Here is a 26,384-nt window from a genome sequence, read left to right as displayed (position 1 = left end):
CTTTCATGGGCAATCGCTTGCGAGTCGGATCATCGGGTTCTATGCAGAACCGATCCTTATCAGATGTGGCGACAGATATGGCACAGGACGATCCGAAGACTCTGGTTTCGACAGAATGGCTGGCCTCGCACATGCGCGACCCTGATCTGCGAATTCTCGATGGATCGTATTACCTGCCGGATGCAGGACGGGATGCAAAAGCGGAATACGCCGCCGGTCACATTCCCGGCGCGCGTTTCTTCGACATTGACGACATTGCCGACAGCCGCTCCGATCTTCCGCATATGGCCCCGCCGATTGAAAAGTTCATGTCCCGGATGCGGGCCATGGGCGTCGGAGACGGGCATCAGGTGGTGGTCTATGACGGGGCTGGTATCTTTTCCGCGGCCCGCGTGTGGTGGCTTTTCAAACTGATGGGCCAGAACGATATCGCCGTGCTTGATGGCGGTCTGCCGAAATGGGTGGCCGAAGGACGAGAGATTGAAGACTTGCCACCGATCGTGCGGGATCGCCACATGACAGTGCGGAGGCAGGCACATCTGGTCAAGGACGTGACGCAGGTCTCGGCCGCTTCCAAGCTCCGCGATCAGGAAATCATCGACGCGCGCTCGCCCGGCCGGTTCCGGGGTGAAGAGCCCGAACCACGCCCCGGCATGCGGGGCGGGCATATCCCCGGGTCAAAGAACGTGCATTACGCAAGCTTGCTCAATGATGATCAGACCATGAAGTCGCCCGAGGAAACCCGCGCGATCTTTGAGGCGGCGGGTGTGGACCTTTCGAAACCCGCAATCACCACATGCGGCTCGGGCGTGACTGCAGCGATCCTGACGCTCGCAATGACCCGCATGGGTAAGGACGACCATTCCCTTTACGACGGTTCGTGGTCCGAATGGGGAATGTTCCCCACGGTACCGGTGGCCACTGGAGATGACTGATGTTTGAGACCCTCAAGGAACAACCTGCCGACAAGATCCTGGCGTTGATGCAAACCTATCGCGACGATCCGCGCGAAGGGAAAATCGATCTGGGCGTCGGTGTCTACAAGGACGCGTCCGGTAACACGCCGATCATGCGCGCGATCAAGAACGCCGAGCAGCAGTTGTGGGAGGCCGAAACCACCAAGGCCTATACCGGGCTCGCCGGTGATCCGGCTTTTGCCGACGCAATGATCGCCATGGTTCTCGGCGATGCAGTGCCGCGCGCAAACGTGGCCGCTGTCGCCACGCCGGGCGGTACGGGCGCGGTGCGTCAGGGTTTTGACATGGTCAAGATGGCGAACCCGAACGCCAAGGTGTTCGTCAGCGATCCGACATGGCCGAACCACCTGTCGATCCTCAAGCACATGGGCATGACCATGGTGCCCTACCGCTATTTCGACGACGAGTCGCGCGGTGTGGATTTTGCAGGGATGATGGAAGACCTTGCCCAAGCGGGACCGGGCGACATTGTTCTGGTGCATGGCTGCTGCCACAACCCGACGGGTGCGAACCTCAACATGACCGAGTGGAAGGCGCTGGTCGATCTGCTGATCAAGACGGGCGCGACCCCCATGGTCGACATTGCCTATCAGGGCTTTGGCGACGGGCTTGAGGAAGACGCGGCGGCGACACGCCTGATTGCCTCTTCGGTGCCGGAGACCATCATTGCAGCAAGCTGTTCCAAGAACTTCGGCATCTACCGTGAGCGCACCGGTCTCCTGATGGCCGTGGCCGCCGATCCGTCGGCGCATAAGCTGAACCAGGGGACTTTGGCCTATCTGAACCGCCAGAACTATTCCTTCCCGCCCGATCACGGCGCGCGCCTTGTGACGATGGTTCTAACCGATGATGCGCTGCGCGCAGAATGGGCTGCGGAACTGGAAGAGATGCGCAATGGCATGCTGGGTCTGCGCGAGCAACTTGCCGCCGAGTTGCAGCGCCTGTCCGGTTCGGACCGCTTTGGCTTTATCGCCCAGCACCGGGGTATGTTCTCGCGCCTCGGGGCGACGCCGGAGCAGGTGGAGCGTCTGCGCGAGGAGCACGCGATCTACCTGGTTGGGGATTCCCGTCTGAACATCGCAGGTCTGAACAAGGACTCGGTGCCCATTCTGGCCAAGGCGATCATCGACGTCGGGATCTGAGTTTACCCGTTATTCAAATTGCATGGGCGCCTTCGGGCGCCCATTCTTTTTGTCTCGGCCTGCGGCCTCGTGTGTTTGTTCGCGTGATGCGTTTTTTGGGGCAGAGCGACCTTTGCAAAGTTGCGTTTGCATATTTGCAAAAAGGAGAAGGGTTAGCCGTGCGCCTTGATGCTGTCCTCGGGTGCCTGGTCGCGGTCGAACATGCCGTAATCGCGTATCACGTGGCAGACCCGCAGGTGGTAGTCCGAAAAGATGCCGTTCCGGCCTTTTGACTGGGCGTTCCGGTGTGCGGCGAGCTTTCGCCAGCGCAGGACGGCGTCTTCGTCTTCGAAAAAGCTGATCGAGAGCAGTTTGTCGGGGTTGGTCAGGCTTTGAAAGCGTTCGACCGAGATGAAGCCTTCGACCTGTTCAACCATGGGGCGCATGGTGGCTGCGATGTCGAGATAGGCGTCTTTCTGGCCCTCTGCGGGCATGACTTCGAAGATGATGGCGATCATGTGTTGCTCCCTTTCGCGGCGGAGAATGGCGGGGTTGGCGAGGCTTGGCAATCAGTCCGGGTTTGCGCGGGTGAAGGGCAGAGGCATGGGTGGTTTGTACGGTTTGGGTGTTGAAACGTACGGATCAATTGTGCGGGGCTGATCCGGCGTCAGGATGTGCCGCAGCAGCGCCACCGGATGGCGGCGCAGGGTGAGGCGCATGGCGACGTAATCTTCGACCACCTGTTCGCCCTCTGTCATCTGCGGCAGCAGGGCGGCGGGTTCGACGATGCCTTCGCCGTCGATGTCGCCATCGAAAAGCGGCAGGGTCTTGCGGGTGGTCAGTGCCTTGGCCTCCCATAGGGCTTGCCGGCGGGAAAGGCCGATCTCGCGGAACGTGTCGGCCTCGGCCAGTCGCGCGATGGTGGCGGGGTCCAGCCCGGCGCGGCGCCAGAGGTCGTTCACGCTCTGGTAGCCATTGCCGCGCCCGGCGGCGATCCATGACGCGTCTTCCTCGTTCAGGCCCTTGATCTGGCGGAAGCCCAGCCGCAGGGCGAGGCCACCTTTGGTGTCGGGTTCCATCACGTTGTCCCAGAAGCTGGCGTTGATGCAGACGGGCAGGACCGTCACGCCGTGTTCGCGCGCATCGCGGACGATCTGGGCGGGGGCGTAGAAGCCCATCGGCTGGGAATTCAGCAGCGCGCAGGCGAAGATGCCGGGGTGGTGGTGTTTGATCCATGCGCTCGCATAAACCAGCAGGGCAAAGCTGGCGGCGTGGCTTTCCGGGAAGCCGTAGGAGCCGAAGCCTTCGATCTGGGAGAAACAGCGTTCGGCGAAATCGTCGTCATAGCCCTTGTTGCGCATGCCGCGCATGAAGAGGGTGCGGAATTCGCTGACATTGCCGTGCTTCTTGAAGGTGGCCAGAGAGCGGCGCAGGCGGTCAGCCTGTTCGGGGGTGAAGCCCGCGCCGACGATGGCGATCTGCATCGCCTGTTCCTGAAAGAGCGGCACGCCCAGCGTCTTGCCCAGCACCGCGCCGAGTTCGTCGGAGGGAAAGCTCACCTCTTCTTCGCCGTTGCGGCGGCGGATATAGGGGTGGACCATGTCGCCTTGGATGGGGCCGGGGCGGATGATGGCGACCTCGATCACCAGATCATAGAAAGTGCGGGGTTTCATCCGCGGCAGGAAGTTCATCTGCGCGCGGGATTCGACCTGGAAGACACCGACGCTGTCGGCCTTGCAGAGCATGTCATAGACCGCCGGGTCTTCGGGGGGGAGCGTGGCGAGGTTGTAGTTTTGGCTGTGATGCAGGGTCATGAGATCGAACGCCTTGCGGATGCAGGAGAGCATCCCGAGGGCCAGCACATCGACCTTGAGGATGCCGAGCGCGTCGATGTCGTCCTTGTCCCAGCAGATGACGGTGCGGTCCTCCATCGTGGCGTTTTCGATCGGGACCAGTTCGTCAAGCCGCCCTTCGGTGATGATGAAGCCGCCGACATGCTGCGACAGGTGGCGGGGGAAGCCGATGATCTCGAAGATCAGTTCCATCGTCAGCTTGAGGCGGTGATCGTCGGGATCGAGGCCGATTTCGCGCATGCGGTGCTCTTCGAGGCCGTTGGTCGAGAAAAACCCCCAGAGCTGCGAGGAGAGCGCGCCGATGGTGTCTTGGCTCAGGCCCATGGCCGCGCCGACCTCGCGGATGGCGCGTTTGCCGCGATAGTGGATCACGGTGGCGCAGAGGCCGGCGCGATGGCGACCGTAGCGGTCGTAGATGTGCTGGATCACCTCTTCGCGGCGTTCGTGTTCGAAATCGACATCGATGTCGGGCGGCTCGTCCCGCGCCTCTGAGACGAAGCGTTCGAACACCATCGTGCCGATTTCGGGGGAGACCGAGGTCACGCCGAGGCAGTAGCAGACCACCGAGTTGGCGGCGGACCCGCGCCCCTGGCAGAGGATGTTCCTGTCTCGCGCGAAGGCGACGATGTCGCGCACGGTAAGGAAATAGGGCTCGTATTTCAGCTTGCCGATCAGGGTGAGTTCATGGGCGAGTAGCTTTTTCACCTTGTCGGGCGCGCCATGCGGGTAGCGCCATTTGAGCCCCTCATGGGCGAGGCGGGAAAGGCGCTGCGATGCGGTCTCGGTGCCGGTGATTTCGCTGGGGTATTCGTAGCGCAGCTGGCCGAGGTCGAAGGTGCAGGTCTCGGCCAGCTGCGCGGCGCGGTCCACCGCATCGGCATGAGTGCCAAGCAGGCGGCGCATCTCGGTCTCGGAGCGCAGGCGCTGTTCGCCATTGGCGAGCGCCTTGGTGCCCAGTTCGTCGACGCGGCAGCCTTGGCGGATGGCGGTGACCACATCGGCCAGCTTGCGGCGGCGGCCGTGGTGCATGATCGGGGTGGCAGATGCGATGGTGGGCAGGCCCAAGCGTTGTGCCAGTGCTGCGATGCGGTCGAAGCGGGGGCTGTCCTGCCCGTCATAGAGCGGGCTGAGCAGGAGATGGGTCTGTCCGGGGAAGCGGCGCGACAGCCGTTCCGCCTGTGAATGCCAGTCGCCCGCGCCGCCCGTTGCCGTCAGGGCGTGTGTTGGCGGGTGCAGGAGCCAGATGAGACCGTCGGTGCAGGGAACCAGATCGTCGAGCGTCAGGTGACATTCACCCTTGGGCGCACGGCGGCGGCCGGTGGTGATGAGGCGGCAGAGCTGCGCCCAGCCTTGTCGTGTGCTGGCGAGCACCGTGGCGGTGAAGCCGGTATCGGTGACGATCTTTGCGCCGGGGATAAGCCGGGGGACATGGGTCAGGATGTGGGAGCGCCGGTGGTCGATGTGACCCGGCACGGGGGGACCGATGGGGCCATTGCGGGCCTCGAGTTCGGTGCGTTCGCGGATCAGGCGCTGGAGGGTTTTCCCTTCCGTCCAGGCGCGGACGATGCCCGCGACCGAATTGGTGTCGGTGATGGCGATGGCCGAGAGGCCCAGCGTGGCGGCACGCTCCATATACTCCTCGGGGTGGGAGGCCCCGGTGAGGAAGGTGAAGTTGGAGGTGATCGACAGCTCTGCGAACATATCTCTCTTTTATGTTCTTATTTTGTTCTTTTTCCAGTGATTCGAGTCAGGTGAGCGGCCCGCGCTGTGGCCGCGGCGGATTTTGCATATTTGTAAAAAGGAGAAGATCAGGGGTTGGGCACAGCGAGCCATGTCAGGATGTGGGCCGATGTGCACCTGAGATGGATGTCGAAGCGGCTGCCTTTGGGCAGGGTTTCGGTGAGGTCGGTCGTCAGGGAGAGGGTCAGGCTCGTGTCTCCGGGCGGGTCGGTCAATGTGGCGGCGTCGAAGCCGAAATGGTGGCCGACCTGTGGGTAAAGGGCTTTGAAGAGCGCCTCTTTGGCCGAGAAGGCCAGCGTGGCGTTGGTGTTGGGCGGATAGGGGCCTTGCGTCAGCAGCGCACGTTCGTCCGGCGACAGGGTCTGTGACAGGATCGCGCTGAGGGAGCGGCCTTCGGCGATGGCTTCGGTGTCGATGCCGAAACTGCGGCTGGTGTCCTGTGACAGAAGGCAGGCGCAGCGGCCGCGTGCGTGGCTGATCGAGCCGGACAGACCTTCGGGCCAGAGGGGCGCGCGGCTGGGGGTTATGTCGACCGGGCGGAGGGGCAGGCCGAGGCAGGACATGGCGGCTTGTGCCATGGCGCGACCGGCGAGGAATTCGGCTTTGCGGCGCGGGACGGCGCGGGAGAGCGTGGCGGGGCGTGGAATGTCCAACTGGGCGAAGAGGTCATCGGAGAAGGCGGCCTCGTCATAGCTGGCCGAGACCAGAACCGCACCGGGGATCAGGCTGTCCTCCTGCGCCATGCCGGAGAGGAACCCGCGCGCGCGGGTGTTCAGGTCTGTGAAGAACGGTGTCGTCATCACCTGACTGCATTCCCGTTGCGCGTCAGACGGTCAAGGGGAAAGCGTGTGGCGGATTTACTTGAGGCAGACAGAGCGCTAGGCAACGCGGGACGAAGGAGAGGTTGGATGTCGGAGCAGAACCGGACACGCGGCGTGATGTATGTGGCCTGGGGTAAGGCGCATGTGGATGTGGCGCGGCGGTCTGCGGCGTCGGTGAAAAAGCACAATCCGGGTCTGCAGGCGGCGATCTGGTGTGCGGCGGACGATGACACCAGCGGCTTCGATCAAAGCTTTGTCATTCCGGCCGAGATGTCCCGGCCCAAGGTGGGGACGCTGAAGTTCAGCCCGTTCGACGAGACGCTTTATCTGGACAATGACACGATGATCCGGGCCGATCTGTCGTCGCTGTTCGACCTGTTGCAGCGGTTCGATCTGTGCGGCGCGCATGTGATGCTGTGGCATCGGCCGCGTCACAAGCGGACGTGGCAGACCGAGGTGCCGGAGACTTTTCCCGAGATCAATTGCGGGGTGCTGCTGTATCGCAAAAACCCGGCGACGGAGCGGTTCTTTGATGACTGGCAGGCGGCTTACGATGCGGCGGGGTTCAAGATCGACCAGCCGACCTTCCGCGAGACGCTGTGGAATTCGGACCTGCGGTTCTATGCCTTCCCGCCGCAATTCAACAAGCGCATCTTCGAGGTGTCGGAGTTGATCTGGTCGGACCAGCCGAAACCGCGCATCCTGCACCTACCGATCCTGCGCCCGCAGAAGAACGCGTTCAAGCGCTGGTTCTCGAACCTGATCCGATAGCGCGCTACGCGGCGTCGCGTCTTGTCTGCGCCGTGTGGCCGTGTCAGCATCGGCGCTCAAGGAGTAATGATCCATGCAGACCCAGACATCGCAGAATGAGGCTGTGCACCTGCCGCAGACTCTTGAGCCGCGCAATCCCGGGATGGAACTTGACCTCGACTGGGTGATACGTGCGACCGCGAACCGGTCGGCGATCGAGCGGCGGGCGGCGACGCTGCCGGGGCGGCGGTCAGTGAAGAAGGACTATCAGGCGGCGTGGCTGTGCCGGGCGATCACCTGCATCGACCTCACGACATTGGCCGGGGATGATACCGTTGGGCGTGTGGCGCGGCTCTGTGCCAAGGCGCGGCAGCCGGTGCGGGCCGATCTGCTGAATGCGCTGGGCATGGACGGGCTCAAGGTGGGTGCGGTCTGCGTGTATCACGACATGGTCGAGTCGGCGGTTGACGCGCTGGCGGGCACGGGGATTCCCGTGGCTGCGGTCAGCACCGGTTTCCCTGCGGGCCTGTCGCCGTTCCATCTGCGGGTGGCCGAGATCGAAGAGAGCGTGAAGGCGGGTGCTGCCGAGATCGACATCGTGATCTCGCGTCGGCATGTGCTGACGGGCAATTGGCAGGCTCTCTATGACGAGATGCGCGCCTTCCGTGCCGCCTGTGGTGAGGCGCATGTGAAGGCCATTCTGGCCACGGGCGAGTTGGGTACGTTGCAGAACGTCGCGCGCGCCTCGCTGGTCTGCATGATGGCGGGGGCGGATTTCATCAAGACCTCGACCGGCAAGGAAAGCGTGAACGCTACGCTGCCGGTGTCGCTGGTGATGATCCGGGCGATCCGCGACTATTTCGAGGAAACCGGCTACCGCGTGGGCTACAAGCCTGCGGGCGGAATCTCCAAAGCCAAGGATGCGTTGGTTTACCTTGCGCTGATGAAGGAAGAGCTGGGCGACCGTTGGGTGCAGAACGATCTGTTCCGCTTTGGCGCGTCATCGCTGCTGGGCGACATCGAACGGCAGTTGGAGCATCACGTCACCGGCGCCTATTCGGCGTCTTGGCGCCATGCGGCCGGGTGAGGCGGGACGATGGGCAATAACCCGATGGTCCTGCTGTTCGGTCTTTCGGCTCTGATGTGGCTGGGGGCGCAGAACTGGCGGCGACGCAGGCTCAAGCGCGCGGTGCGCGATCTGCCGACACTGATGCAGCGGATGCTGGGGCCGGAACCGGCCTTCGAGCCGCCGGCCGATCCGCCCGATGGCCTGCAGGGTTTTACGCGTTTGCATGACCGGACCCGCCGGGTTGAATGGGTCATCCGTGGAGCGGCGCTGCTCTGGCTGGCCTATGTTGTTTTCCTGCTTTTGAAAGGCACCTTCCAATGACCGTACAAGAGATTTTCGAGAGTATGGACTACGGAACCGCACCGGAATCGGCGGCGGATGCGCTGGCATGGCTGGTCGATCAGGGGGATCAGTTCGGGCATTTCATCAACGGCGCGATGACCGATCGCGGTCAGGTGTTCGAAAGCCTCAATCCGGCAAATGGCGAAGTGCTCGCACATCTGACGCAAGGCACGCAGGCGGATGTGGATGCGGCTGTGGCGGCGGCCCGCAAGGCGCAGAAGGGCTGGGCAAAGCTGGGGGGCACGGGACGGGCGCGGTATCTTTATGCGCTGGCGCGGCTGATGCAGAAACATGCGCGGCTCTTTGCGGTTCTGGAGACGCTCGACAACGGCAAGCCGATCCGGGAAAGCCGGGACATCGACGTGCCTCTGGCGCAGCGGCATTTCTACTATCATGCCGGTCAGGCGCAGCTCTTCGAGAGCGAATTCGCAGGGCGCGAGGCGCATGGCGTCTGTGGTCAGGTCATTCCGTGGAACTTCCCGCTGCTCATGCTGGCGTGGAAGGTCGCGCCTGCGCTCGCGGCGGGGAACACGGTGGTTTTGAAGCCTGCGGAATACACGTCTCTGACCGCTCTTCTGTTCGCGGACATCTGCCGTCAGGCCGGGTTGCCGAAAGGCGTGGTGAACATCGTCACCGGTGACGGGGCTGTGGGCGAGATGATCGTCACGCACCCGGATGTGGACAAGGTCGCCTTTACCGGGTCGACCGCCGTGGGGCGGCGTATCCGCGAGGCGACGGCTGGGTCGGGTAAGGCCCTGACGCTCGAGCTGGGCGGCAAGTCGCCTTATATCGTTTTCGAGGACGCGGATCTGGATTCCGCCGTCGAAGGTTTGGTTGATGCGATCTGGTTGAACCAGGGGCAGGTCTGCTGCGCGGGGTCGCGGCTTCTGGTGCAGGAAGGCGTGGCAGATCGGTTCTATGCCAAGCTGAAAGCGCGGATGGACAAGCTGCGGGTCGGATCGCCTTTGGACAAGTCGATCGACGTCGGGGCGATTGTCGATCCAAGGCAGTTGGAGACGATTACACGTCTGGTGGACAGCAACACGGTGGGCGAGACCTATCGCACGAATTGCGAGATGCCGCAGAACGGGTGTTTCTATCCGCCAACGCTGATCACCGGGCTGAACACCGCCGATCCGCTGATGCAGGAAGAGATATTCGGGCCGGTTCTGGTGGGTACCACGTTCCGCACGCCGTCCGAGGCAGTCGATCTGGCGAACAACACGCGTTACGGGCTGGCGGCGACGCTCTGGAGCGAGAACATCAACGTCGCTTTGGACATCGCGCCCAAGCTTGCCGCAGGGGTGGTCTGGGTGAACGGCACCAATATGTTCGACGCCGCGGCACCCTTTGGTGGCGTCCGTGAAAGCGGGTTTGGGCGTGAAGGCGGACCGGAAGGGATGATCGCCTACACCAAGCCTGCGGGCAGCGGTAAGGCGATGAGTAAGATCGAGGGCTATAGCAGTGGGCCGGATGCAGAGCCGCAGGCGGTAGACCGGACGGCCAAGCTTTATGTCGGTGGCAAGCAGGCGCGGCCCGATGGCGGCTACGCCTACGAGGTCTACACCAAGGCGGGCAAGCTGATCGGGCAGGCGCCGCTGGCGAACCGCAAGGATGTGCGCAACGCGGTCGAGGCGGCGCGCGGGGCGGCAGGCTGGGCTGGGACAACGGCGCATCTTCGGGCGCAGATCCTCTATTACATCGCCGAAAACCTCGCGGCGCGGAAAGACGAGTTTGCGGCGCGACTGAATCAGATGACCGGCGCAAAGACCGGCGCAAAAGAAGTGGATGTCGCAGTGAACCGGCTGTTCACCTATGCCGCCTGGGCCGACAAGTTCGACGGGCGCGTGGCGCAGGTGCCGCTGCGCGGCGTGGCGCTGGCCATGCGCGAACCCTGTGGGGTGATCGGGGCGTTCTGCCCGGACGATCACCCGCTCCTGGGCCTCGTGTCGGTGATGGCCCCGGCGATTGCCATGGGCAACCGGGTTGTGCTGGTGGCGTCGGAACCGTTCCCGCTCGCGGCGACGGATTTCTATCAGGTGCTGGACACGTCGGACGTGCCGGGCGGGGTGGTCAATATCCTCACCGGGCGGCACGCGGAACTGGCGCCGACGCTGGCGCAGCACATGGATGTGGAGGCGGTCTGGTCGTTCTCCTCGACCGACCTTTCGGCGGTGATCGAACGGGGTGCCGCGCTCAATCTCAAGCGGACCTGGGTCAATTACGGGCGCGGTCGTGACTGGATGGGTTCGGATGGCGAAGGGCGCGTGTTTCTTGATGCCGCGACCGAAACCAAGACGGTTTGGGTGCCCTACGGCGCGTGATCGCCAATTTTCGCACAGGTCATTGAGAAATTGCGGTGCCAATGCTATTTTTGTCTTACCCGGCGCCGGGTTTAAGGGCGTATAGACAAAGGAGGACGATGTCCTGTCACTTCAAACGGATGTGGCCATGGCCGCTGACGGGGGGTTGCCGGTGACCGGTGGATCCCGAACCGGATCAGCCAGCGAAGCGTTGCTCGCGGCGATCCTGACTGAGCTTCAAGACAACAAAGCCGAAGATATCGTGCAGATCGACCTGCGCGGTAAATCGGCTATTGGCGATTACATGGTTATCTGCTCCGGGCGGTCCACCCGGCAGGTGACGGCTATTGCCGAAAAGGTTGTCGATATGCTCAAATCCGAACACGGTGTTCTGTCCAAGATTGAGGGCAAGGAAACCGGTGACTGGGTGCTGATCGACACGGGCGATGTGATCGTGCACGTGTTCCGGCCGGAAGTGCGCGAATTTTACCAGTTGGAAAAAATGTGGCTCCCGGCAGGGGCAGCGCAGACCAGCTAGGATGCGGGTTCATCTTCGCGCCGTGGGACGGCTTTCGGGCCGATCTGAAGAGCGCGCGCTTGTGGACGACTACCTGAGCCGCTTTGGCCAGACCGGGCGCGGTCTTGGCTGGCGGTTTGAGGGAGAAACCGAGGTCGAGGACAAGAAGAATGGCGGGATGGCGGCAGAAGCCGCGTTGCTTCGGGCTGCGATCCCTTCAGGAGCGCTTCTTGTCTGTCTCGACGAGCGGGGAACGCTGATGTCCTCGCCCGAATTCGCCAAAAAACTGCAGGGATGGGCCGACCAGGGGCGGTCGGATGTCTGTTTCGTCATTGGCGGTGCGGACGGTATCGACCCGTCATTGCGGGCCGAGGCGGATATGCTCTTGTCGTTCGGCAAGATGGTCTGGCCGCACAAGCTTGTACGGGTGATGATCGCAGAGCAGCTGTACCGCGCTGCATCGATCATTGCGGGGACGCCTTATCACAGGGACTAGGTGAACGATGCGTTGACGCATCGCGGCTTTCGGTCGACCGAAAGCCTGCGACTGCGATCAGGTGTAGGCGATAACCAGCAGGATCACACCCAGGATCACGCGGTAAATCACGTAGGGCGTAAAGCTGACCGATTTCAGCAGTTTGAACATCAGTTTGAGTGCGGCCAGAGCAGCAACGAAGGCAAATACAGCCGCGATGGCGGCATCGCGTGCAATGGCCATGTCGGCTTCCTGAGCTACCTCGATGCTCAGCAGGGCGCCTGACGCCAGGATTGTCGGGATCGACATAAGCATCGCCAGTCGCGCGGCGCTTTCGCGATCATAGCCGAGTTGTCGTCCTGCGGTGATCGTAATACCCGACCGCGACGTTCCCGGAATGAGCGCCAGCGCCTGCCACAATCCCATGATCACCGCATCTCTGAGGCTCCAGTCGGTGGCGCGCTTTGTCACCGGTCCGGTCTGGTCCGCCCAATAAAGGACGAGGCCAAAGATCAGCATGGTCCAGCCGATGACTGCGGTGGAGCGGAGGAGATCGTTGTACCCCGACAGCTTAAGGGCAAGACCAAAGAGGATCACCGGAATCGTCGCGATAATCAGGCACAGCGCCCAAAACGCGCCCTGCGTGTCGATCCGTCCTTGAAGAAGCCGTCCGACCCCGCGCAGAACACCGGCAACATCGGATCGGAAGTAGAGCACGACGGCAAACAGCGTGCCAACATGTACCGCCACATCAAGCGCCTGCCCCTGATCGGCCATGCCGGTCAGATTCGGCAGCAGAATCAGGTGGCCGGACGAGGAAATCGGCAAAAATTCCGTAACGCCCTGAATCAAAGCCAAGATAAGCAGATGTGTCAGGGCCATGTCACGCGGTCCGGATAGCAAATACGCCTTGGGTATAAAGCCTTGGAAACCAATAGGAAGTCTTAATTTAGGTCCGAATCGGACATAAAATAGCTGCGATGCAGCGAAATTTTGTTAGTCACGGCCGATAATTCCTCAAAATAGGTCAGAATAAGTGACTTTTCTTTCCTGAAACTCTTCTATAATCAGGCGCGACCATATGAAGGGAAGGACATGCGCCATGGCAAAGCAGCCGATGTTGAAGTTCGTCAAAGTTGAACGCGACATGCCCACAAAGCGTGCTGCGAAAGAGCGGCGCGAGGACTTCCATGAGATTTATGCGGAATATGCCGACGCGAAGGCCAAAGAACAGGCCAGCCGCTGTTCCCAATGCGGTGTTCCTTACTGCCAGTCGCATTGCCCGCTGCACAACAACATTCCGGATTGGCTGCGCCTGACCGCCGAAGGCCGTTTGCAGGAAGCCTATGAGGTCAGCCAGGCGACCAACACCTTCCCCGAGATCTGTGGCCGCATCTGCCCGCAGGACCGTCTGTGCGAAGGCAATTGCGTGATCGAACAGTCGGGCCATGGCACAGTGACCATCGGGTCGGTTGAGAAATACATCACCGATACCGCTTGGGAAGAAGGTTGGGTTCTGCCGATCAAACCGGCGCGGGAGCGCAAGGAAAGCGTCGGCATCATCGGCGCAGGCCCCGGTGGCCTTGCTGCTGCGGACGTACTGCGTCGTCAGGGTGTGCAGGTCACGGTGTATGACCGTTATGACCGTGCAGGAGGTCTGCTGATCTATGGCATCCCCGGCTTCAAACTTGAGAAGCCCGTTGTCATGCGCCGGAATGAGCAGCTGGAAAAAGGCGGTGTGCGCTTTGTCCTGAACTGCAATATCGGTGAGGACATGTCGTTCGAAGAGATCCGCGCGCAGCATGACGCGGTGATCATCGCGACAGGCGTTTACAAGTCGCGCGATCTGGGAGGTCCGGGTTCGGGCGCCGATGGCATCGTCAAGGCGCTGGATTACCTGACCGCGTCGAACCGCAAGAGCTTTGGCGACGAGGTTGCCGAGTTCGACAGCGGCAAGCTGAACGCGGAAGGCAAGAAGGTTGTCGTGATCGGCGGTGGTGACACCGCGATGGACTGCGTGCGCACTGCGATCCGCCAGGGTGCCGAGTCGGTCAAATGTCTCTATCGCCGCGACCGTGCCAACATGCCCGGCTCGCAGCGCGAGGTGCAGAACGCCGAGGAAGAAGGCGTGCAGTTCGAATGGCTGACCGCACCAAAGGGCTTTACCGGCGATCCCGTCGACGGCGTGATCGTCGAGCGGATGCGTCTGGGCCTGCCCGATGCGACCGGTCGCCAGATGCCCGAGGTGATCGAAGGGTCGGACTATGTCGAACCTGCCGATCTGGTGATCAAGGCGCTGGGTTTCGAGCCGGAAGAGCTCCCGACGCTTTGGGGAGTACCGGAACTGGAAGTGACCCGCTGGGGCACCATCAAGGCCGAATTCACTACGGGTGCGACCGCGCTGCCGGGCGTCTATGCCGTGGGTGACATCGTGCGCGGCGCCTCGCTGGTCGTCTGGGCGATCCGTGATGGTCGTGATTGTGCCGAAGCCGTGCTGCGCCAGTTGAATGGCGCGAGTGCCGTGGCGGCCGAATGAGCGATCTCGCCGCTCCTTACAGGCGGACGGGTCGGCTTGACGGGGCCTGCCTCTGCGGTGGAACACGCATCCGCGTGGACGGTGACTATGTCGCCGCAGTCGGTGTGTGCCACTGCCGTAAATGCCGGGTCTGGTCTGGAACGATCACCGGATATTTTCTGGCCAAGCCCGAAGCTGTCCATGTCGAGGGTCCGACCAAGACCTACGCATCGACACCCTTCGCCTCGCGCACCTTCTGCGAGGTCTGCGGGACGAACCTTTGGCTGCGAAACAACAAAGACGATGCCGAGTACGAATTGATGCCCGCGCTGTTCCCTGCGGCGGATTCGTTCCCGGTGATTTCAGAAATCTACTGCGACCGCGCGCCGGCCTATGGCCAGCTCAAAGGCGACCACAAACGCGCGACGCAGGCGCAATATGAAGCGAACAACCCTTTTGTCGAAGGAGACACGCCATGACCAAGTATGATGCAGCATGGGTCCGTGCCGAGGAAGCCAAGCGCAAATGGATGGCGGAGAACGGTCTCTATTCAGAAGAAGACGAGCATTCGTCCTGTGGCGTGGGCCTTGTGGTCAGCCTTGATGGCAAGCCGTCGCGCAAGGTGGTCGAAGCGGGTATCGACGCGCTGAAGGCGATTTGGCACCGGGGTGCGGTGGATGCCGATGGCAAAACCGGCGATGGCGCGGGCATTCACGTGCAGATCCCGGCGCCTTTCTTCTATGACCAGATTGAGCGCACCGGACATACGCCGCGGATGGACGAGCTGATGGCGATTGGCCAGGTGTTCCTGCCCCGCACCGATTTCGGCGCACAGGAAACCTGCCGGACCATCGTGGAAACCGAAGTTCTGCGCATGGGCTATTACATCTACGGATGGCGGCACGTTCCGGTCAGCGTGGATTGCCTTGGTGAAAAGGCCAACGCAACCCGTCCTGAGATCGAACAGATCATTATCTCGAACGCCAAGGGCGTGGACGAAGAGACATTCGAACGCGAGCTGTACGTGATCCGTCGCCGGATCGAAAAAGCAGCGGCAGCGGCTGGCATTGGTCAGCTTTACATCGCATCGCTGTCCTGCCGGTCGATTATCTATAAGGGCATGATGCTGGCCGAGCAGGTGGCGGAATTCTATCCGGACCTGCAGGATCCGCGTTTTGAATCCGCCTTCGCGATCTATCACCAGCGCTATTCAACCAACACCTTCCCGCAGTGGTGGCTGGCGCAGCCGTTCCGCATGCTTGCGCATAACGGTGAGATCAACACGCTCAAGGGCAACGTCAACTGGATGAAGAGCCACGAGATCCGCATGGCGTCTGCGGCCTTTGGCGACATGGCCGATGATATCAAGCCGATCATCGCCAATGGTGCATCGGACTCTGCTGCGCTTGACGCGGTGTTCGAGGTTCTCGTGCGCGCGGGCCGCAATGCCCCGATGGCGAAGACCATGCTGGTGCCGGAATCGTGGTCGAAGCAGGCGATCGAGCTGCCCGAAGCGTGGCGCGACATGTATTCCTACTGCAACTCGGTGATGGAACCGTGGGACGGCCCCGCCGCGCTTGCCATGACGGACGGCCGCTGGGTCTGCGCCGGCCTGGACCGGAACGGCCTGCGCCCGATGCGCTATGTCGTGACTGGCGATGGACTTCTGATTGCCGGGTCCGAGGCTGGCATGGTGCCGGTCGACGAAGGGACCGTGCGCGAAAAAGGGGCTCTCGGACCGGGCCAGTTGCTTGCCGTCGATATGAAGGAAGGCAAGCTGTACCATGACGTCGAAATCAAGGACAAACTCGCCGCCAGCCAGCCCTTCGGAGAATGGGTCGGCAAGATCAACGAATTGGACGAAGAACTCGCAAAGGTGACCGAAGCGCCTCTGTTTGAGGGCGCAGAGTTGCGTCGCCGCCAGATCGCGGCAGGCTATACCATCGAGGAACTGGAACAGATCCTTGCGCCTATGGCCGAGGACGGCAAAGAAGTTGTGGCCTCCATGGGCGACGACACGCCGTCTGCGGTTCTGTCCAAGAAGTACCGCCCACTGTCGCATTACTTCCGTCAGAACTTCAGCCAGGTGACCAACCCGCCGATTGACTCACTTCGCGAATTCCGCGTGATGAGCCTCAAGACCCGGTTTGGCAACCTCAAGAACGTGCTCGACGAGTCGAGCGCACAGACCGAGATTCTCGTTCTGGACAGCCCGTTTGTCGGAAATGCGCAGTTCAAGGAATTGTCCAAGCACTTCAACGCGGGACTTTGCGAGATCGATTGTACGTTCCCGGCGAACGGAGAACAGGGTGCCTTGCAGGAAGCGCTGGAACGTGTCCGGTCTGAAGCCGAGGACGCCGTTCGCTCCGGTGCGGGGCACATCACCCTGACCGACGAGCACTGCGGTGAGGGCAAAGTGGCGATGCCGATGATCCTTGCCACCAGCGCGGTTCATAGTCACCTGACCCGCAAAGGTCTGCGGACCTTCTGTTCGATCAACGTCCGGTCGGCAGAATGTATCGACCCGCATTACTTTGCCGTTCTGATCGGCGCCGGTGCGACCGTGGTGAACGCCTATCTGGCCGAGGATTCGCTGAACCACCGGATCAAGCGTGGTCTTCTGGACCTGACGCTGACCGAGGCCGTCGCCAAGTACCGCGAGGCCGTGGATCAGGGTCTGCTCAAGATCATGTCCAAGATGGGTATCTCGGTCATCTCGTCCTATCGCGGTGGTCTGAACTTCGAAGCTGTGGGTCTGAGCCGTGCCATGTGTGCGGAATACTTCCCCGGCATGTTGAGCCGGATTTCCGGCATCGGCCTGAACGGTCTTCAGCGCAAGGCCGAGGAAATCCACGCTCTGGGCTTCCGCGGCGGTAAGGATGTGCTGCCCATCGGCGGCTTCTACAAGGCGCGGAAATCTGGCGAGACCCATGCCTGGGGTGCGCAGACCATGCACCTGATGCAGATGGCGTGCAACAAGGCGTCCTACGAGATCTGGAAGACCTATTCCAAGGCGATGCAGGCGAACCCGCCGATCCATCTGCGCGACCTTCTGGCAATCAAGCCGCTGGGCGAGCCGATTCCGCTGGAGCAGGTGGAGAGCATCACATCGATCCGCAAACGGTTCGTGACTCCGGGCATGTCGCTGGGCGCATTGTCGCCCGAGGCGCACAAGACGCTGAACGTGGCGATGAACCGGATCGGCGCGAAGTCCGATAGCGGTGAAGGTGGCGAAGACCCGGCGCATTTCGTGCCTGAGCCGAACGGCGACAACCCGTCTGCAAAGATCAAGCAGGTGGCGTCGGGCCGGTTTGGTGTGACCGCCGAATACCTGAACCAGTGCGAAGAGCTTGAGATCAAGGTCGCGCAGGGTGCCAAGCCTGGTGAGGGTGGTCAGCTTCCGGGGATGAAGGTCACTGACCTGATCGCCCGCCTGCGCCATTCGACCAAGGGTGTGACGCTGATTTCACCGCCGCCGCACCACGACATCTATTCGATCGAAGACCTTGCGCAGCTGATCTACGACCTCAAGCAGATCAACCCACGCTGCAAGGTGACGGTGAAGCTGGTGGCGTCGTCGGGCGTCGGCACGATTGCCGCCGGTGTGGCCAAGGCCAAGGCAGACGTGATCCTGATCTCGGGCCACAACGGCGGCACCGGTGCATCGCCCGCAACCTCGATCAAATATGCCGGTCTGCCGTGGGAGATGGGTCTCACCGAGGCGCATCAAGTTCTGTCGATGAACAAGCTGCGGGATCGTGTGACCCTGCGGACCGATGGGGGCCTGCGCACAGGGCGTGACATCGTCATGGCCGCGATGCTGGGCGCCGAGGAATACGGCATCGGTACCGCAGCGCTGATCGCGATGGGCTGTATCATGGTGCGTCAGTGTCAGTCGAACACCTGCCCGGTTGGTGTCTGTACGCAGGACGAATCCCTGCGCGCCAAGTTCACCGGCAACGCCGACAAGGTCGTAAACCTGATCACCTTCTACGCGCAGGAAGTTCGGGACGTCCTGGCCTCTATAGGTGCGCGGTCTCTGGACGAGGTGATCGGCCGTGCCGATCTGCTAAGCCAGGTCAGCCGTGGCTCGGATCACCTCGATGATCTGGACCTCAACCCGCTGCTGATCCGCGTCGATGGCTCGGATGACATCGTTTATGACCGCAACCGCCCGCGCAACGCGGTGCCGGATACGCTTGACGCGGAAATCGTACGCGATGCAGCGCGGTTCCTTGAGGACGGTGAGAAGATGCAGCTGTCCTACGCGGTGCAGAACACCCACCGGACCGTGGGCACACGTACCTCGTCGCATATCGTGCGCAAGTTCGGCATGCGCAACGCGCTGCAACCGAACCACCTGACGGTCAAGTTGACCGGCTCTGCGGGTCAGTCGCTGGGTGCATTTGCGGCACCGGGCCTCAAGCTCGAAGTGTCGGGCGATGCCAACGACTATGTCGGCAAGGGTCTGTCGGGTGGCACTATCGTGGTCCGACCGCCGATGATGTCTCCGCTGGTTGCCGCCGAGAACACGATCATCGGCAACACGGTGCTGTACGGCGCGACCGACGGATATCTCTTTGCGGCGGGCCGCGCGGGCGAACGTTTTGCCGTCCGGAACTCTGGCGCCAAAGTGGTGGTCGAAGGTTGTGGCTCCAACGGCTGTGAATACATGACCGGTGGTGTGGCAGTCATCCTCGGGGACATCGGTGCCAACTTCGGCGCAGGTATGACCGGCGGTATGGCCTATCTCTACGACCCGGAAGGCAAGGCAGAGGCGCTGATGAACATGGAAAGCCTCGTGACCTGCCCGGTGACGGTTGACCATTGGGTCGACGAACTGAAGGGCTTGATCGAACGCCATGTCGAGGAAACCATGAGCCGCAAGGCGCAGGACATTCTCCAGCACTGGGACATCGAACTCGGGAACTTTGTCCAGGTCTGCCCGAAAGAGATGCTCGACAAGATCAGCCATCCGCTCGGCATCGAAAAGAAATCCGTCCCGGCGGAGTGATCCCAAACATATCCAACAAAAAAGCCCGGCCATCGCGCCGGGCTTTTTCTTGCCAGGTGATGCCGGTCTGGACATGGATCGCCAATCCCGCCTTAGTTCTGGCCAGGGAGTTGAAGGAGCAAGCATATGAATCTCGCACGACTGGCGGCTGAGGCGGCTGAGCGTGGCACACCGGTGCGCGCGGGGCTGATCGGGGCGGGCAAGTTCGGGTCAATGTTCCTGAGCCAGGTGCCGACGATTGCAGGGTTGGACGTCTCGGCGATTGCCGATCTGGACGTGGAGCGTGCCCGTGCAGCCTGCCGGGTTGTCGGCTGGGACGACGCGCGGATCGGCGCAACGGCCTTTGTCGAGGACGGAGAAGAGCTTGCCGCGCGGGATGATGTCGATGTCGTTATCGAGGCGACCGGCAATCCGCGTGCCGGGATCGCCCATGCGCGGGCCGCGATTGCGGCGGGCAGGCATGTGGTCATGGTCAATGTCGAAGCGGATGTGCTGGCCGGCCCGGCACTGGCCGCCGAGGCGCGGTCGGCTGGCGTGGTCTATTCGATGGCCTATGGCGATCAGCCCGCGCTGGTGGCCGAGATGGTGGACTGGGCACGGGCCACCGGGTTCACCGTCGCGGCGGCGGGAAAGGGTACGAAGTACCTCCCGGCCTATCACCAGGTGACGCCGGATGACGTCTGGGCTCATTACGGCCTGACGCCCGAGGAGGCGCAGAAAGCCGGAATGAACCCGCAGATGTTCAACTCTTTTCTCGACGGCACCAAGAGCGCGATCGAGATGGTCGCGATTGCCAATGCCTGCGGCCTGACCGTTCCGTCCGACGGCCTTGCCTTTCCGCCCTGCGGTGTGGATGACCTTGCGCATGTTCTCAGGCCCAGGGCCGTTGGCGGGCAGCTTGAAGCGACGGGCATGGTCGAAACCATTTCCTCGGTCGAGCGAGACGGGCGTCCCGTATTCCGTGACCTGCGCTGGGGCGTCTACGTGGTGCTGGAAGCGCCGAACGACTATGCGGCGGCCTGTTTCAGGCAATACGGTCTGCCCACAGACAGCACGGGGCGCTATGCCTCGATGTACAAACCTTTCCACCTGATCGGGTTGGAACTCTCGGTTTCGGTGCTGAGTGCGGCGCTGCGGGGCGAGGCCACAGGCCAGTCGCAGGCGATGCGGGGAACGGTGGCGTCTGTCGCCAAGCGCGACCTCAAGGCCGGCGAGATGCTCGATGGTGAAGGTGGCTACACGGTCTACGGCAAGGCGCTGCCGGTGGAGCGGGCCGGGGCTGCGGTGCCCATTGGTCTGGCCCATCGCGTGCCCTTGCGTCGGGACGTGGCGGTAGGGACCGTCCTGACCTTCGACGATGTCGATCTCGGGGCAGATGCCGTGGTCGAGCTCTACCGGGGCCTGGTGGCCGGGGCTGCATAGTTCGGCATGGTTCAAACCGTCGTCTTGACCCGCAACTGACCCCAAACAGGCCTCATTGCTGCCTGATTGGGTGCTTATCCCAAGCCCAAACCAATGAGAGTTCGGGCCATGGAAACAATCAACGCGTTTCTTAACAACGTCATCGCCACGCCGTTCGACATGAACATCCGCTATTCGATGTTCTACCTTCTGTGTACGGTTCTGATTGCTTTTGCGATCTGGAAATATCGTGGCAGTCCCGACAGTTTCATGCGTTGGCTGTTGCCCAAAGAAGTCTACAGCCACAAATCCAACCTGTTGGATATCAAGCTTTTCTTCGCGTACCGGGTGTTCACCGTGCTTGGTGTTCTGGGCGCTGTGTTCTTTCCGACGACGGTCGCCTTTGCGCTGATGTCACACCTGGCCGGCAGCGATTTCTCCCCTCCGCCGGTAACGGGGATGCGGATGTTCCTCGTGACGCTGATCATCGTGGTTGTTTCCGATTTCTGCAAATACTGGGCGCATCGCTGGCATCACGAATTGAAAATTCTTTGGCCGTTCCATGCGGTGCACCACTCTGCCGACGTGCTGACGCCACTGACCGTTCAGCGGACACACCCGGTGGAGCCGATGATCCGCAACATCCTGATGACAGTGCTGGTGGGTGTCGCGCAGGGTCTGTCGCTGTATTTCCTTATCGGGGATATCAACCTTATGACAATCGGCGGAGCAAATGCGCTCTATTTCACGTTTAACGCTCTGGGCGCCAATTTCCGTCACAGCCACATCTGGATCAGCTATGGACCGGTGCTGGAACACATCCTGATCTCGCCCGCACAGCATCAGGTTCACCATTCGGTCGCCCGCAAACACCACGACAAGAACTACGGTTCGATCTTTGCAATCTGGGACTGGATGTTCGGAACGCTCTATATCCCGACTGAGCAGGAAAAACTGACCTTTGGGGTGTCCGATGGCACCGACAATCCCATGGAACAGCCCTATCCGACCCTGCGCGCCGCGCTGCTGAACCCGTTCCGGGAAAGCTGGGCGGCGCTCAAGGCGCAGTCGTCGAAAGAGTCGCGTCTGACGCGTCCTCTTGCACCGAGTGATGCGAAGATGACACCGGGCTTTTCGCTCTGGCTCGATGCGCTCAGAGCCGGGGCGGCGCTGACGGTGCTGTTCGGGCATATGGCCCATATCCGCTTTACCGGAGGTGACTTCTACGTCCTGCGTGAATGGAACGTGGCCAGCGATGCAGTCGCGGTGTTCTTCGTCCTCTCCGGTGTGGTGATTGCCTATGCCGCCGGTCGTGACGGGACCCTGGGCCGCTTTGCCTTCAACCGGATCACCCGGGTGATGTCGGTCCTCATCCCCGCGCTTGCTCTCACGTTGGTTTTTGATGCCATCGGTACGCGCGTCGATATGACGGCCTATCCGGAAAAGTATTATCAGGAATTGTCGCTTGGCGAATTCCTGTGGCGCGGTTTGACCGTGACAAACCTGTGGACCGGGACGGGTGAGTGGGTGCGCCTTGGCTCAAATGGCCCGATCTGGTCCCTCAGCTATGAGGTCGCATTCTATCTCATCTTCGGCGCGGCGATGTTCCTCACCGGCGCAATGCGGATCGTGGTCCTTGCGACGCTTGTTCTTCTGGTCGGAATTCCAGTGCTGGCGATGTTGCCCGCATGGTGGATCGGTGTGATGGTTTGGAAGCGGGCCTCGGCTGCTGCGACCCAAACCAGCATGATGCGGGCCTGGACCATGACGGTGGGAAGCATCGCGGTGCTTATCCTGATCAAGATTTCAGTGCTGCCGACCTATCTTGAGATACAGACGGCCAAGGCGCTGCTTCCTCTCAGCCACCATGACGTGCTGGTCTATTCAAACGAGTTCCTGTGGAACACGATCATTGCCATCTGTCTGGCCGTTCACCTGAGCGGTGTGCGCAAGTTGGCAGAGTCCTGGACGCCGCGCCTTGATGGCGGATTTGCCAAGGGGGTGCGCTGGGTTGCAGGCGGGAGCTTCTCGCTTTACCTCGTGCATTACCCGACGCTGCATCTTCTTGACGCGACCCTTCCGGAAACCCTTCCAGGCTACCAGCTTTGGCTTCTCGGGATCACGCTTGCGGTGTGCTTTGGCTTTGCAGCGCTGTTCGAACGCCCGATCCGCCAGTATCGCACCGGATTGATCCGGATGTGGGAACGGTTCAGACCGGACGTGACCGCTGCGCAGACGGGCACGCAGGTATGAGCCGGGCGTCAGGATGCAAAGGCTGCTGCAAGGCTCGCGGCGCATTGGGCTGCGGCGGTGGCGCAGGCAAGCCCATAACGCCAGTCTCGTTTTTCGCTGGTGACGCGCATGGCCCAGCCAAGGCTCAGTCCAAGTCCGATCATCAGCGCGGGCAGCGCGATGGTACCGGCCATGGCGATCGCGACCCACGGCTCGGTCATACCAGTCTGCGTTAACAGCCAAAGGGTCACTCCTGCCAAGCTGGCTGTGATCATCGTACCAAGTCCGCTAACGAGGGCCTGTCGGGGCAGCGTCACCCAGTGGGCCATGAGAAGGCCGAACAGGTAAAAACCGCATATGACAGTCAGGATAAGCATGCCAACTATTGGGGCCTGACCCGGACCCTGTGCAACGGTTTTCAAGGTTTTGCCATGACCATGCCGCGCAGGGACCGGATTTTGCGGGCAGGAATGGATGTAGACGTGAACAGTAAGGGATGTTTTCTCTGATGGCGGTTGCGCCTAATGTGCCTGCAATGGCAGGCGGTAAACCCAAATCGACATCGCAGCAGGGGCCTCGGCTGGATAAGCCGAAGAAGAAACGCGCGCGTGCGGTGAAGGAACCAGGGTTGGTGGATAAGATACTCGCGCCGTACAGGTGGCTGGTGAAGTGGAGCATCCGCACCGTATTGGGCGCGGCTCTGTTGATGGTTCTCATCGTTGCACTTTTTGGCGTGGTGAACCCCCCGACGACCCATACCATGTGGTCGGAGGGCCGCCGTCTTGGCGCACCAGTGGATCAGGTCTGGGTCGATGCCGACAGGGTCGCGCCGGTGATGTTCCGATCGGCTGTTGCGGCGGAAGATGCGAACTTCTGCCTGCATTGGGGCTTCGACGTCGAAGCCATCCAAGCGGCGATAGAGGCGGGTGGCGCGCGTGGGGCGTCTACGATTTCGCAGCAGGTCGTGAAGAATGTGCTTCTCTGGCAGGAGCGGTCCTGGCTGCGAAAGGGCCTTGAAGCGGTTTTGACCCCGGTCATCGAGGCCCTTTGGTCCAAGCGTCGAATTCTGGAACTGTACCTGAACGTGGCAGAGTTCGATGAGGGCGTGTTTGGCGTACAGGCGGCGGCACGGCACTACTTCGGTGTCGATGCACGCGATCTGAGCCCGCTGCAGGCGGCCCGGTTGGCCGCAGTGCTCCCCTCACCGAAAACGCGGTCGGCCTCGAAACCCAGCAATTTCGTTGAGCGTCGTGCCCGCTCGATCCGGGCCGGAGCCGAAACCATTGACAAGGATGGTCGCGCGGCCTGTTTCCAATCCTGAGCGGCGCGGGGTGAGACGAAAACCGCGCGTCGGGGATTAAACCGGCGCGAGCCCATTGTATTGCATGGCGCTTCGCGGCAATTAGAAAGCGACTGATCCACCATTTTCGGGGCGCGCTTCGCATGGCCAAACTCTATCACGTTCCGTTGTCGCCGTTCTGCCGCAAGGTCCGGCTGAGCCTTGCGGAAAAGAAGATCGAGTGCGAACTGGTGGAAGAGAAATACTGGGAGAAAGACCCGGATTTCCTGCGCCGCAACCCTGCCGCCAAGGTCCCCGTTCTCAAGATCGATGGGCGCACGATGGCGGAAAGCGCTGCGATCTGCGAATACCTTGAAGAGAAATATCCCGAGCCGCCTTTGATGCCGCGCTCATCCGAGGCGCGTTACGAAGTGCGCCGTCTCGTGGGCTGGTTCGACGACAAGTTTCACAACGAGGTTACATCGAAGCTGCTCTATGAGCGGGTGAACAAGAAGGTCACCAAACAGGGCTTTCCCGACAGCGCCAATGTCAAGGCGGGCGCGAAGGCGATCAAGTATCATCTCGATTACATGGCGTGGCTGCTGGATCACCGCCGCTGGCTGGCCGGCGATACGATGACACTGGCCGATTTTGCGGCTGCGGCCCATCTGTCGTCGCTGGATTACATCCGTGATGTCGACTGGAACCGCAGCGCTGTGGTCAAGGACTGGTACGCCAAGATCAAGTCGCGCCCGGCGTTTCGGTCGATCCTCGCAGATCAGGTGCCGGGTTTCCCGCAACCGCCGCATTATGCCGATCTGGATTTCTGATCCCGCAGCGCGGAGTGGGGGCCAGCCCCCACACCCCCGGGATATTTGTGGCAAGAAGAAAAGCAGGCCGTCATGGATCTGACGGAGCAGGTCAAGGCGCAGGCTATGGCCGAAGGGTTTTCGGCCTGTCGGATCTGCCGACCCTGGGATGTGCCGGAGGTTCCAGAGCGTCTGCAGGCGTTTCTCGATGCAGGCTATCACGGCCAAATGGGCTGGCTGGCGGAGCGGGCGCATTGGCGCGGTGCGCCGCAGGTGCTGTGGCCAGAGGCGCGGTCGGTCATTGTTTTGGCTGAAAACTATGGGCCGGAGCATGATCCGTTGGAGGTCTTGCAGCACCCTGAACAAGCGGCCATTTCGGTTTATGCGCAGAACCGCGATTATCATGATGTGGTCAAGAAGCGCCTCAAGCGTTTGGCGCGTTGGCTGATCGCCGAAGCCGGGGGCGGGGTGAAGGTGTTTGTTGACACGGCCCCCGTGCCGGAAAAGCCATTGGGACAGGCGGCGGGTCTGGGCTGGCAGGGCAAGCACACCAACCTTGTGTCGCGTGACCTGGGGTCGTGGTTCTTCATCGGGTCGGTGTTCACCACTCTTGATCTGACGCCGGACGCGGCGGAGGTGGATCACTGCGGATCGTGCCGCGCCTGTCTGGATGTGTGCCCCACCGATGCGTTCCCCGGGCCCTACAGGTTGGACGCACGGCGCTGCATTTCCTACCTGACAATCGAGCATCATGGTCCTGTGGATGAAGACCTGCGCGCGCTCATGGGCAACCGGATCTATGGCTGTGATGATTGTCTGGCGGTCTGTCCGTGGAACAAATTTGCCAGCCGCGCCGCAGAGGTGAAATACCATGCGCGGGAGGATCTGCTTGCTCCCGATCTGGCGGAGTTGGCGCAGCTGGACGACACCGCTTTCCGGGCACGGTTCTCTGGATCTCCGATCAAGCGGATCGGGCGCAACCGGTTTGTGCGCAACGTGCTTTATGCCATCAGTAATTCCGGGTCGCCGCGTCTGCGGTCAGTCGCGCAGGCGTTGGTGGATGATCCCGATGAAACCGTGGCCGATGCGGCGCGCTGGGCCGCGATGCGACTTGCCGATGTCGCAAACGCGCGGGCCGGAGCGGGCGACTAGTCTAGGTCAGTCGC

General features: G+C 61.8%; 21 protein-coding genes. 16 read left to right on the top strand and 5 right to left on the bottom strand.

The annotated features are described in order from the left end of the window. The first annotated feature begins 77 nt into the window (after nt 1–77). Complete coding sequence (sseA, locus tag MGEO_RS02135) at nt 78–935, top strand: 3-mercaptopyruvate sulfurtransferase (protein WP_085635031.1); 858 nt, start codon at nt 78–80, stop codon at nt 933–935. Then, the gene (locus tag MGEO_RS02130) at nt 935–2,119 is read left to right on the top strand and encodes an amino acid aminotransferase (protein ID WP_085635030.1); all 1,185 of its coding nucleotides are present in this window, start codon (nt 935–937) and stop codon (nt 2,117–2,119) included. Before sseA ends, MGEO_RS02130 begins: the two co-directional genes overlap by 1 nt. 152 nt (nt 2,120–2,271) lie before the next feature. On the opposite strand, the gene MGEO_RS02125 is transcribed toward MGEO_RS02130, so the two are convergent. The 3 genes from MGEO_RS02125 to MGEO_RS02115 all read right to left on the bottom strand — a co-directional run bounded on the left by MGEO_RS02125 (nt 2,272) and on the right by MGEO_RS02115 (nt 6,491). Continuing rightward, complete coding sequence (locus tag MGEO_RS02125; protein ID WP_085635029.1) at nt 2,272–2,616, bottom strand: antibiotic biosynthesis monooxygenase family protein; 345 nt, start codon at nt 2,614–2,616, stop codon at nt 2,272–2,274. Nucleotides 2,617–2,667: 51 nt separating this feature from the next. Beyond that, nucleotides 2,668–5,652: an error-prone DNA polymerase gene (locus MGEO_RS02120; RefSeq protein WP_085635028.1), complete on the bottom strand. Its 2,985-nt coding sequence runs from the start codon at nt 5,650–5,652 to the stop codon at nt 2,668–2,670. A gap of 107 nt (nt 5,653–5,759) precedes the next feature. Then, nucleotides 5,760–6,491 carry a 4'-phosphopantetheinyl transferase family protein gene (locus MGEO_RS02115; RefSeq protein ID WP_085635027.1) on the bottom strand — a complete coding sequence of 244 codons (732 nt, stop codon included), beginning with the start codon at nt 6,489–6,491 and terminating at the stop codon, nt 5,760–5,762. 108 nt (nt 6,492–6,599) lie between these two features. On the opposite strand from MGEO_RS02115, the gene MGEO_RS02110 reads away from it, so the two are divergent. The 6 genes from MGEO_RS02110 (at nt 6,600) to rlmH (ending at nt 11,989) form a co-directional block, all read left to right on the top strand. Then, on the top strand, nt 6,600–7,283 hold the full coding sequence (locus MGEO_RS02110) for a hypothetical protein (protein ID WP_085635026.1): 684 nt from the start codon (nt 6,600–6,602) through the stop codon (nt 7,281–7,283). A gap of 73 nt (nt 7,284–7,356) precedes the next feature. Further along, entirely contained in the window at nt 7,357–8,349 is a 993-nt protein-coding gene (gene deoC / locus MGEO_RS02105) for a deoxyribose-phosphate aldolase (protein WP_085635025.1), read from the top strand. Nucleotides 8,350–8,358: 9 nt separating this feature from the next. Further along, a complete protein-coding gene (locus tag MGEO_RS02100; protein ID WP_085635024.1) occupies nt 8,359–8,652 on the top strand; it encodes a hypothetical protein in 294 nt (97 codons plus the stop codon). Further along, the gene (locus MGEO_RS02095; protein ID WP_085635023.1) at nt 8,649–10,997 is read left to right on the top strand and encodes an aldehyde dehydrogenase family protein; all 2,349 of its coding nucleotides are present in this window, start codon (nt 8,649–8,651) and stop codon (nt 10,995–10,997) included. The genes MGEO_RS02100 and MGEO_RS02095 overlap by 4 nt, the downstream gene beginning before the upstream one ends. A 127-nt stretch (nt 10,998–11,124) precedes the next feature. After that, nucleotides 11,125–11,514, top strand: coding sequence for a ribosome silencing factor (gene rsfS, locus MGEO_RS02090; RefSeq protein WP_085635022.1), 390 nt, complete (start codon nt 11,125–11,127; stop codon nt 11,512–11,514). A 1-nt stretch (nt 11,515) separates the two neighbouring features. Next, nucleotides 11,516–11,989 carry a 23S rRNA (pseudouridine(1915)-N(3))-methyltransferase RlmH gene (rlmH, locus tag MGEO_RS02085; protein WP_085635021.1) on the top strand — a complete coding sequence of 158 codons (474 nt, stop codon included), beginning with the start codon at nt 11,516–11,518 and terminating at the stop codon, nt 11,987–11,989. A gap of 57 nt (nt 11,990–12,046) precedes the next feature. On the opposite strand, the gene MGEO_RS02080 is transcribed toward rlmH, so the two are convergent. Further along, nucleotides 12,047–12,850: an undecaprenyl-diphosphate phosphatase gene (locus MGEO_RS02080; RefSeq protein WP_085635020.1), complete on the bottom strand. Its 804-nt coding sequence runs from the start codon at nt 12,848–12,850 to the stop codon at nt 12,047–12,049. Nucleotides 12,851–13,070: 220 nt separating this feature from the next. Between MGEO_RS02080 and MGEO_RS02075 the strand changes: the two genes are divergently transcribed. The 5 genes from MGEO_RS02075 (at nt 13,071) to MGEO_RS02055 (ending at nt 23,151) form a co-directional block, all read left to right on the top strand. Then, nucleotides 13,071–14,504, top strand: a complete 1,434-nt coding sequence (locus tag MGEO_RS02075) for an NAD(P)-dependent oxidoreductase (RefSeq protein ID WP_085635019.1) — start codon at nt 13,071–13,073, stop codon at nt 14,502–14,504. Continuing rightward, a complete protein-coding gene (locus MGEO_RS02070) occupies nt 14,501–14,962 on the top strand; it encodes a GFA family protein (RefSeq protein ID WP_085635018.1) in 462 nt (153 codons plus the stop codon). The genes MGEO_RS02075 and MGEO_RS02070 overlap by 4 nt, the downstream gene beginning before the upstream one ends. Next, a complete protein-coding gene (gene gltB, locus MGEO_RS02065) occupies nt 14,959–19,497 on the top strand; it encodes a glutamate synthase large subunit (RefSeq protein ID WP_085635017.1) in 4,539 nt (1,512 codons plus the stop codon). The genes MGEO_RS02070 and gltB overlap by 4 nt, the downstream gene beginning before the upstream one ends. Before the next feature lie 126 nt (nt 19,498–19,623). Further along, nucleotides 19,624–20,919, top strand: a complete 1,296-nt coding sequence (locus MGEO_RS02060; RefSeq protein WP_085635016.1) for an NAD(P)H-dependent oxidoreductase — start codon at nt 19,624–19,626, stop codon at nt 20,917–20,919. A gap of 108 nt (nt 20,920–21,027) precedes the next feature. Continuing rightward, nucleotides 21,028–23,151: a sterol desaturase family protein gene (locus MGEO_RS02055; protein WP_158090958.1), complete on the top strand. Its 2,124-nt coding sequence runs from the start codon at nt 21,028–21,030 to the stop codon at nt 23,149–23,151. An 8-nt stretch (nt 23,152–23,159) separates the two neighbouring features. Here the strand turns inward: MGEO_RS02055 and MGEO_RS02050 are convergent, their stop codons facing one another. Further along, nucleotides 23,160–23,507, bottom strand: coding sequence for a hypothetical protein (locus tag MGEO_RS02050; RefSeq protein ID WP_085635014.1), 348 nt, complete (start codon nt 23,505–23,507; stop codon nt 23,160–23,162). A 158-nt stretch (nt 23,508–23,665) separates the two neighbouring features. On the opposite strand from MGEO_RS02050, the gene mtgA reads away from it, so the two are divergent. The 3 genes from mtgA to queG all read left to right on the top strand — a co-directional run bounded on the left by mtgA (nt 23,666) and on the right by queG (nt 26,370). Then, complete coding sequence (gene mtgA / locus MGEO_RS02045) at nt 23,666–24,451, top strand: monofunctional biosynthetic peptidoglycan transglycosylase (RefSeq protein WP_085635252.1); 786 nt, start codon at nt 23,666–23,668, stop codon at nt 24,449–24,451. A 122-nt stretch (nt 24,452–24,573) separates the two neighbouring features. Then, complete coding sequence (fzlA, locus tag MGEO_RS02040) at nt 24,574–25,239, top strand: FtsZ-binding protein FzlA (RefSeq protein ID WP_085635013.1); 666 nt, start codon at nt 24,574–24,576, stop codon at nt 25,237–25,239. 72 nt (nt 25,240–25,311) lie between these two features. Beyond that, a complete protein-coding gene (queG, locus tag MGEO_RS02035) occupies nt 25,312–26,370 on the top strand; it encodes a tRNA epoxyqueuosine(34) reductase QueG (RefSeq protein WP_085635012.1) in 1,059 nt (352 codons plus the stop codon). Nucleotides 26,371–26,384 lie beyond the last annotated feature (14 nt).

Origin of the sequence: Marivita geojedonensis (assembly GCF_002115805.1) — a bacterium.
GTDB lineage: Bacteria > Pseudomonadota > Alphaproteobacteria > Rhodobacterales > Rhodobacteraceae > Marivita > Marivita geojedonensis.
The sequence above is the reverse complement of the archived record's forward strand: the minus strand, read 5'-3'. Positions and strand labels throughout refer to the sequence as shown.

What these genes read in the sequence shown, in the direction of transcription:
- MGEO_RS02070 (WP_085635018.1), top strand. Translation starts at nt 14,501, where the DNA reads ATGAGCGATCTCGCCGCTCCTTACAGGCGGACGGGTCGGCTTGACGGG.
- MGEO_RS02080 (WP_085635020.1), bottom strand. Translation starts at nt 12,850, where the DNA reads ATGGCCCTGACACATCTGCTTATCTTGGCTTTGATTCAGGGCGTTACG.
- MGEO_RS02125 (WP_085635029.1), bottom strand. Translation starts at nt 2,616, where the DNA reads ATGATCGCCATCATCTTCGAAGTCATGCCCGCAGAGGGCCAGAAAGAC.
- MGEO_RS02100 (WP_085635024.1), top strand. Translation starts at nt 8,359, where the DNA reads ATGGGCAATAACCCGATGGTCCTGCTGTTCGGTCTTTCGGCTCTGATG.
- MGEO_RS02055 (WP_158090958.1), top strand. Translation starts at nt 21,028, where the DNA reads ATGGAAACAATCAACGCGTTTCTTAACAACGTCATCGCCACGCCGTTC.
- fzlA (WP_085635013.1), top strand. Translation starts at nt 24,574, where the DNA reads ATGGCCAAACTCTATCACGTTCCGTTGTCGCCGTTCTGCCGCAAGGTC.
- queG (WP_085635012.1), top strand. Translation starts at nt 25,312, where the DNA reads ATGGATCTGACGGAGCAGGTCAAGGCGCAGGCTATGGCCGAAGGGTTT.
- MGEO_RS02050 (WP_085635014.1), bottom strand. Translation starts at nt 23,507, where the DNA reads ATGCTTATCCTGACTGTCATATGCGGTTTTTACCTGTTCGGCCTTCTC.
- mtgA (WP_085635252.1), top strand. Translation starts at nt 23,666, where the DNA reads ATGGCAGGCGGTAAACCCAAATCGACATCGCAGCAGGGGCCTCGGCTG.
- MGEO_RS02075 (WP_085635019.1), top strand. Translation starts at nt 13,071, where the DNA reads ATGGCAAAGCAGCCGATGTTGAAGTTCGTCAAAGTTGAACGCGACATG.
- sseA (WP_085635031.1), top strand. Translation starts at nt 78, where the DNA reads ATGGCACAGGACGATCCGAAGACTCTGGTTTCGACAGAATGGCTGGCC.
- MGEO_RS02110 (WP_085635026.1), top strand. Translation starts at nt 6,600, where the DNA reads ATGTCGGAGCAGAACCGGACACGCGGCGTGATGTATGTGGCCTGGGGT.
- rsfS (WP_085635022.1), top strand. Translation starts at nt 11,125, where the DNA reads ATGGCCGCTGACGGGGGGTTGCCGGTGACCGGTGGATCCCGAACCGGA.
- MGEO_RS02060 (WP_085635016.1), top strand. Translation starts at nt 19,624, where the DNA reads ATGAATCTCGCACGACTGGCGGCTGAGGCGGCTGAGCGTGGCACACCG.
- MGEO_RS02115 (WP_085635027.1), bottom strand. Translation starts at nt 6,491, where the DNA reads ATGACGACACCGTTCTTCACAGACCTGAACACCCGCGCGCGCGGGTTC.
- MGEO_RS02095 (WP_085635023.1), top strand. Translation starts at nt 8,649, where the DNA reads ATGACCGTACAAGAGATTTTCGAGAGTATGGACTACGGAACCGCACCG.
- rlmH (WP_085635021.1), top strand. Translation starts at nt 11,516, where the DNA reads ATGCGGGTTCATCTTCGCGCCGTGGGACGGCTTTCGGGCCGATCTGAA.
- deoC (WP_085635025.1), top strand. Translation starts at nt 7,357, where the DNA reads ATGCAGACCCAGACATCGCAGAATGAGGCTGTGCACCTGCCGCAGACT.
- gltB (WP_085635017.1), top strand. Translation starts at nt 14,959, where the DNA reads ATGACCAAGTATGATGCAGCATGGGTCCGTGCCGAGGAAGCCAAGCGC.
- MGEO_RS02130 (WP_085635030.1), top strand. Translation starts at nt 935, where the DNA reads ATGTTTGAGACCCTCAAGGAACAACCTGCCGACAAGATCCTGGCGTTG.
- MGEO_RS02120 (WP_085635028.1), bottom strand. Translation starts at nt 5,652, where the DNA reads ATGTTCGCAGAGCTGTCGATCACCTCCAACTTCACCTTCCTCACCGGG.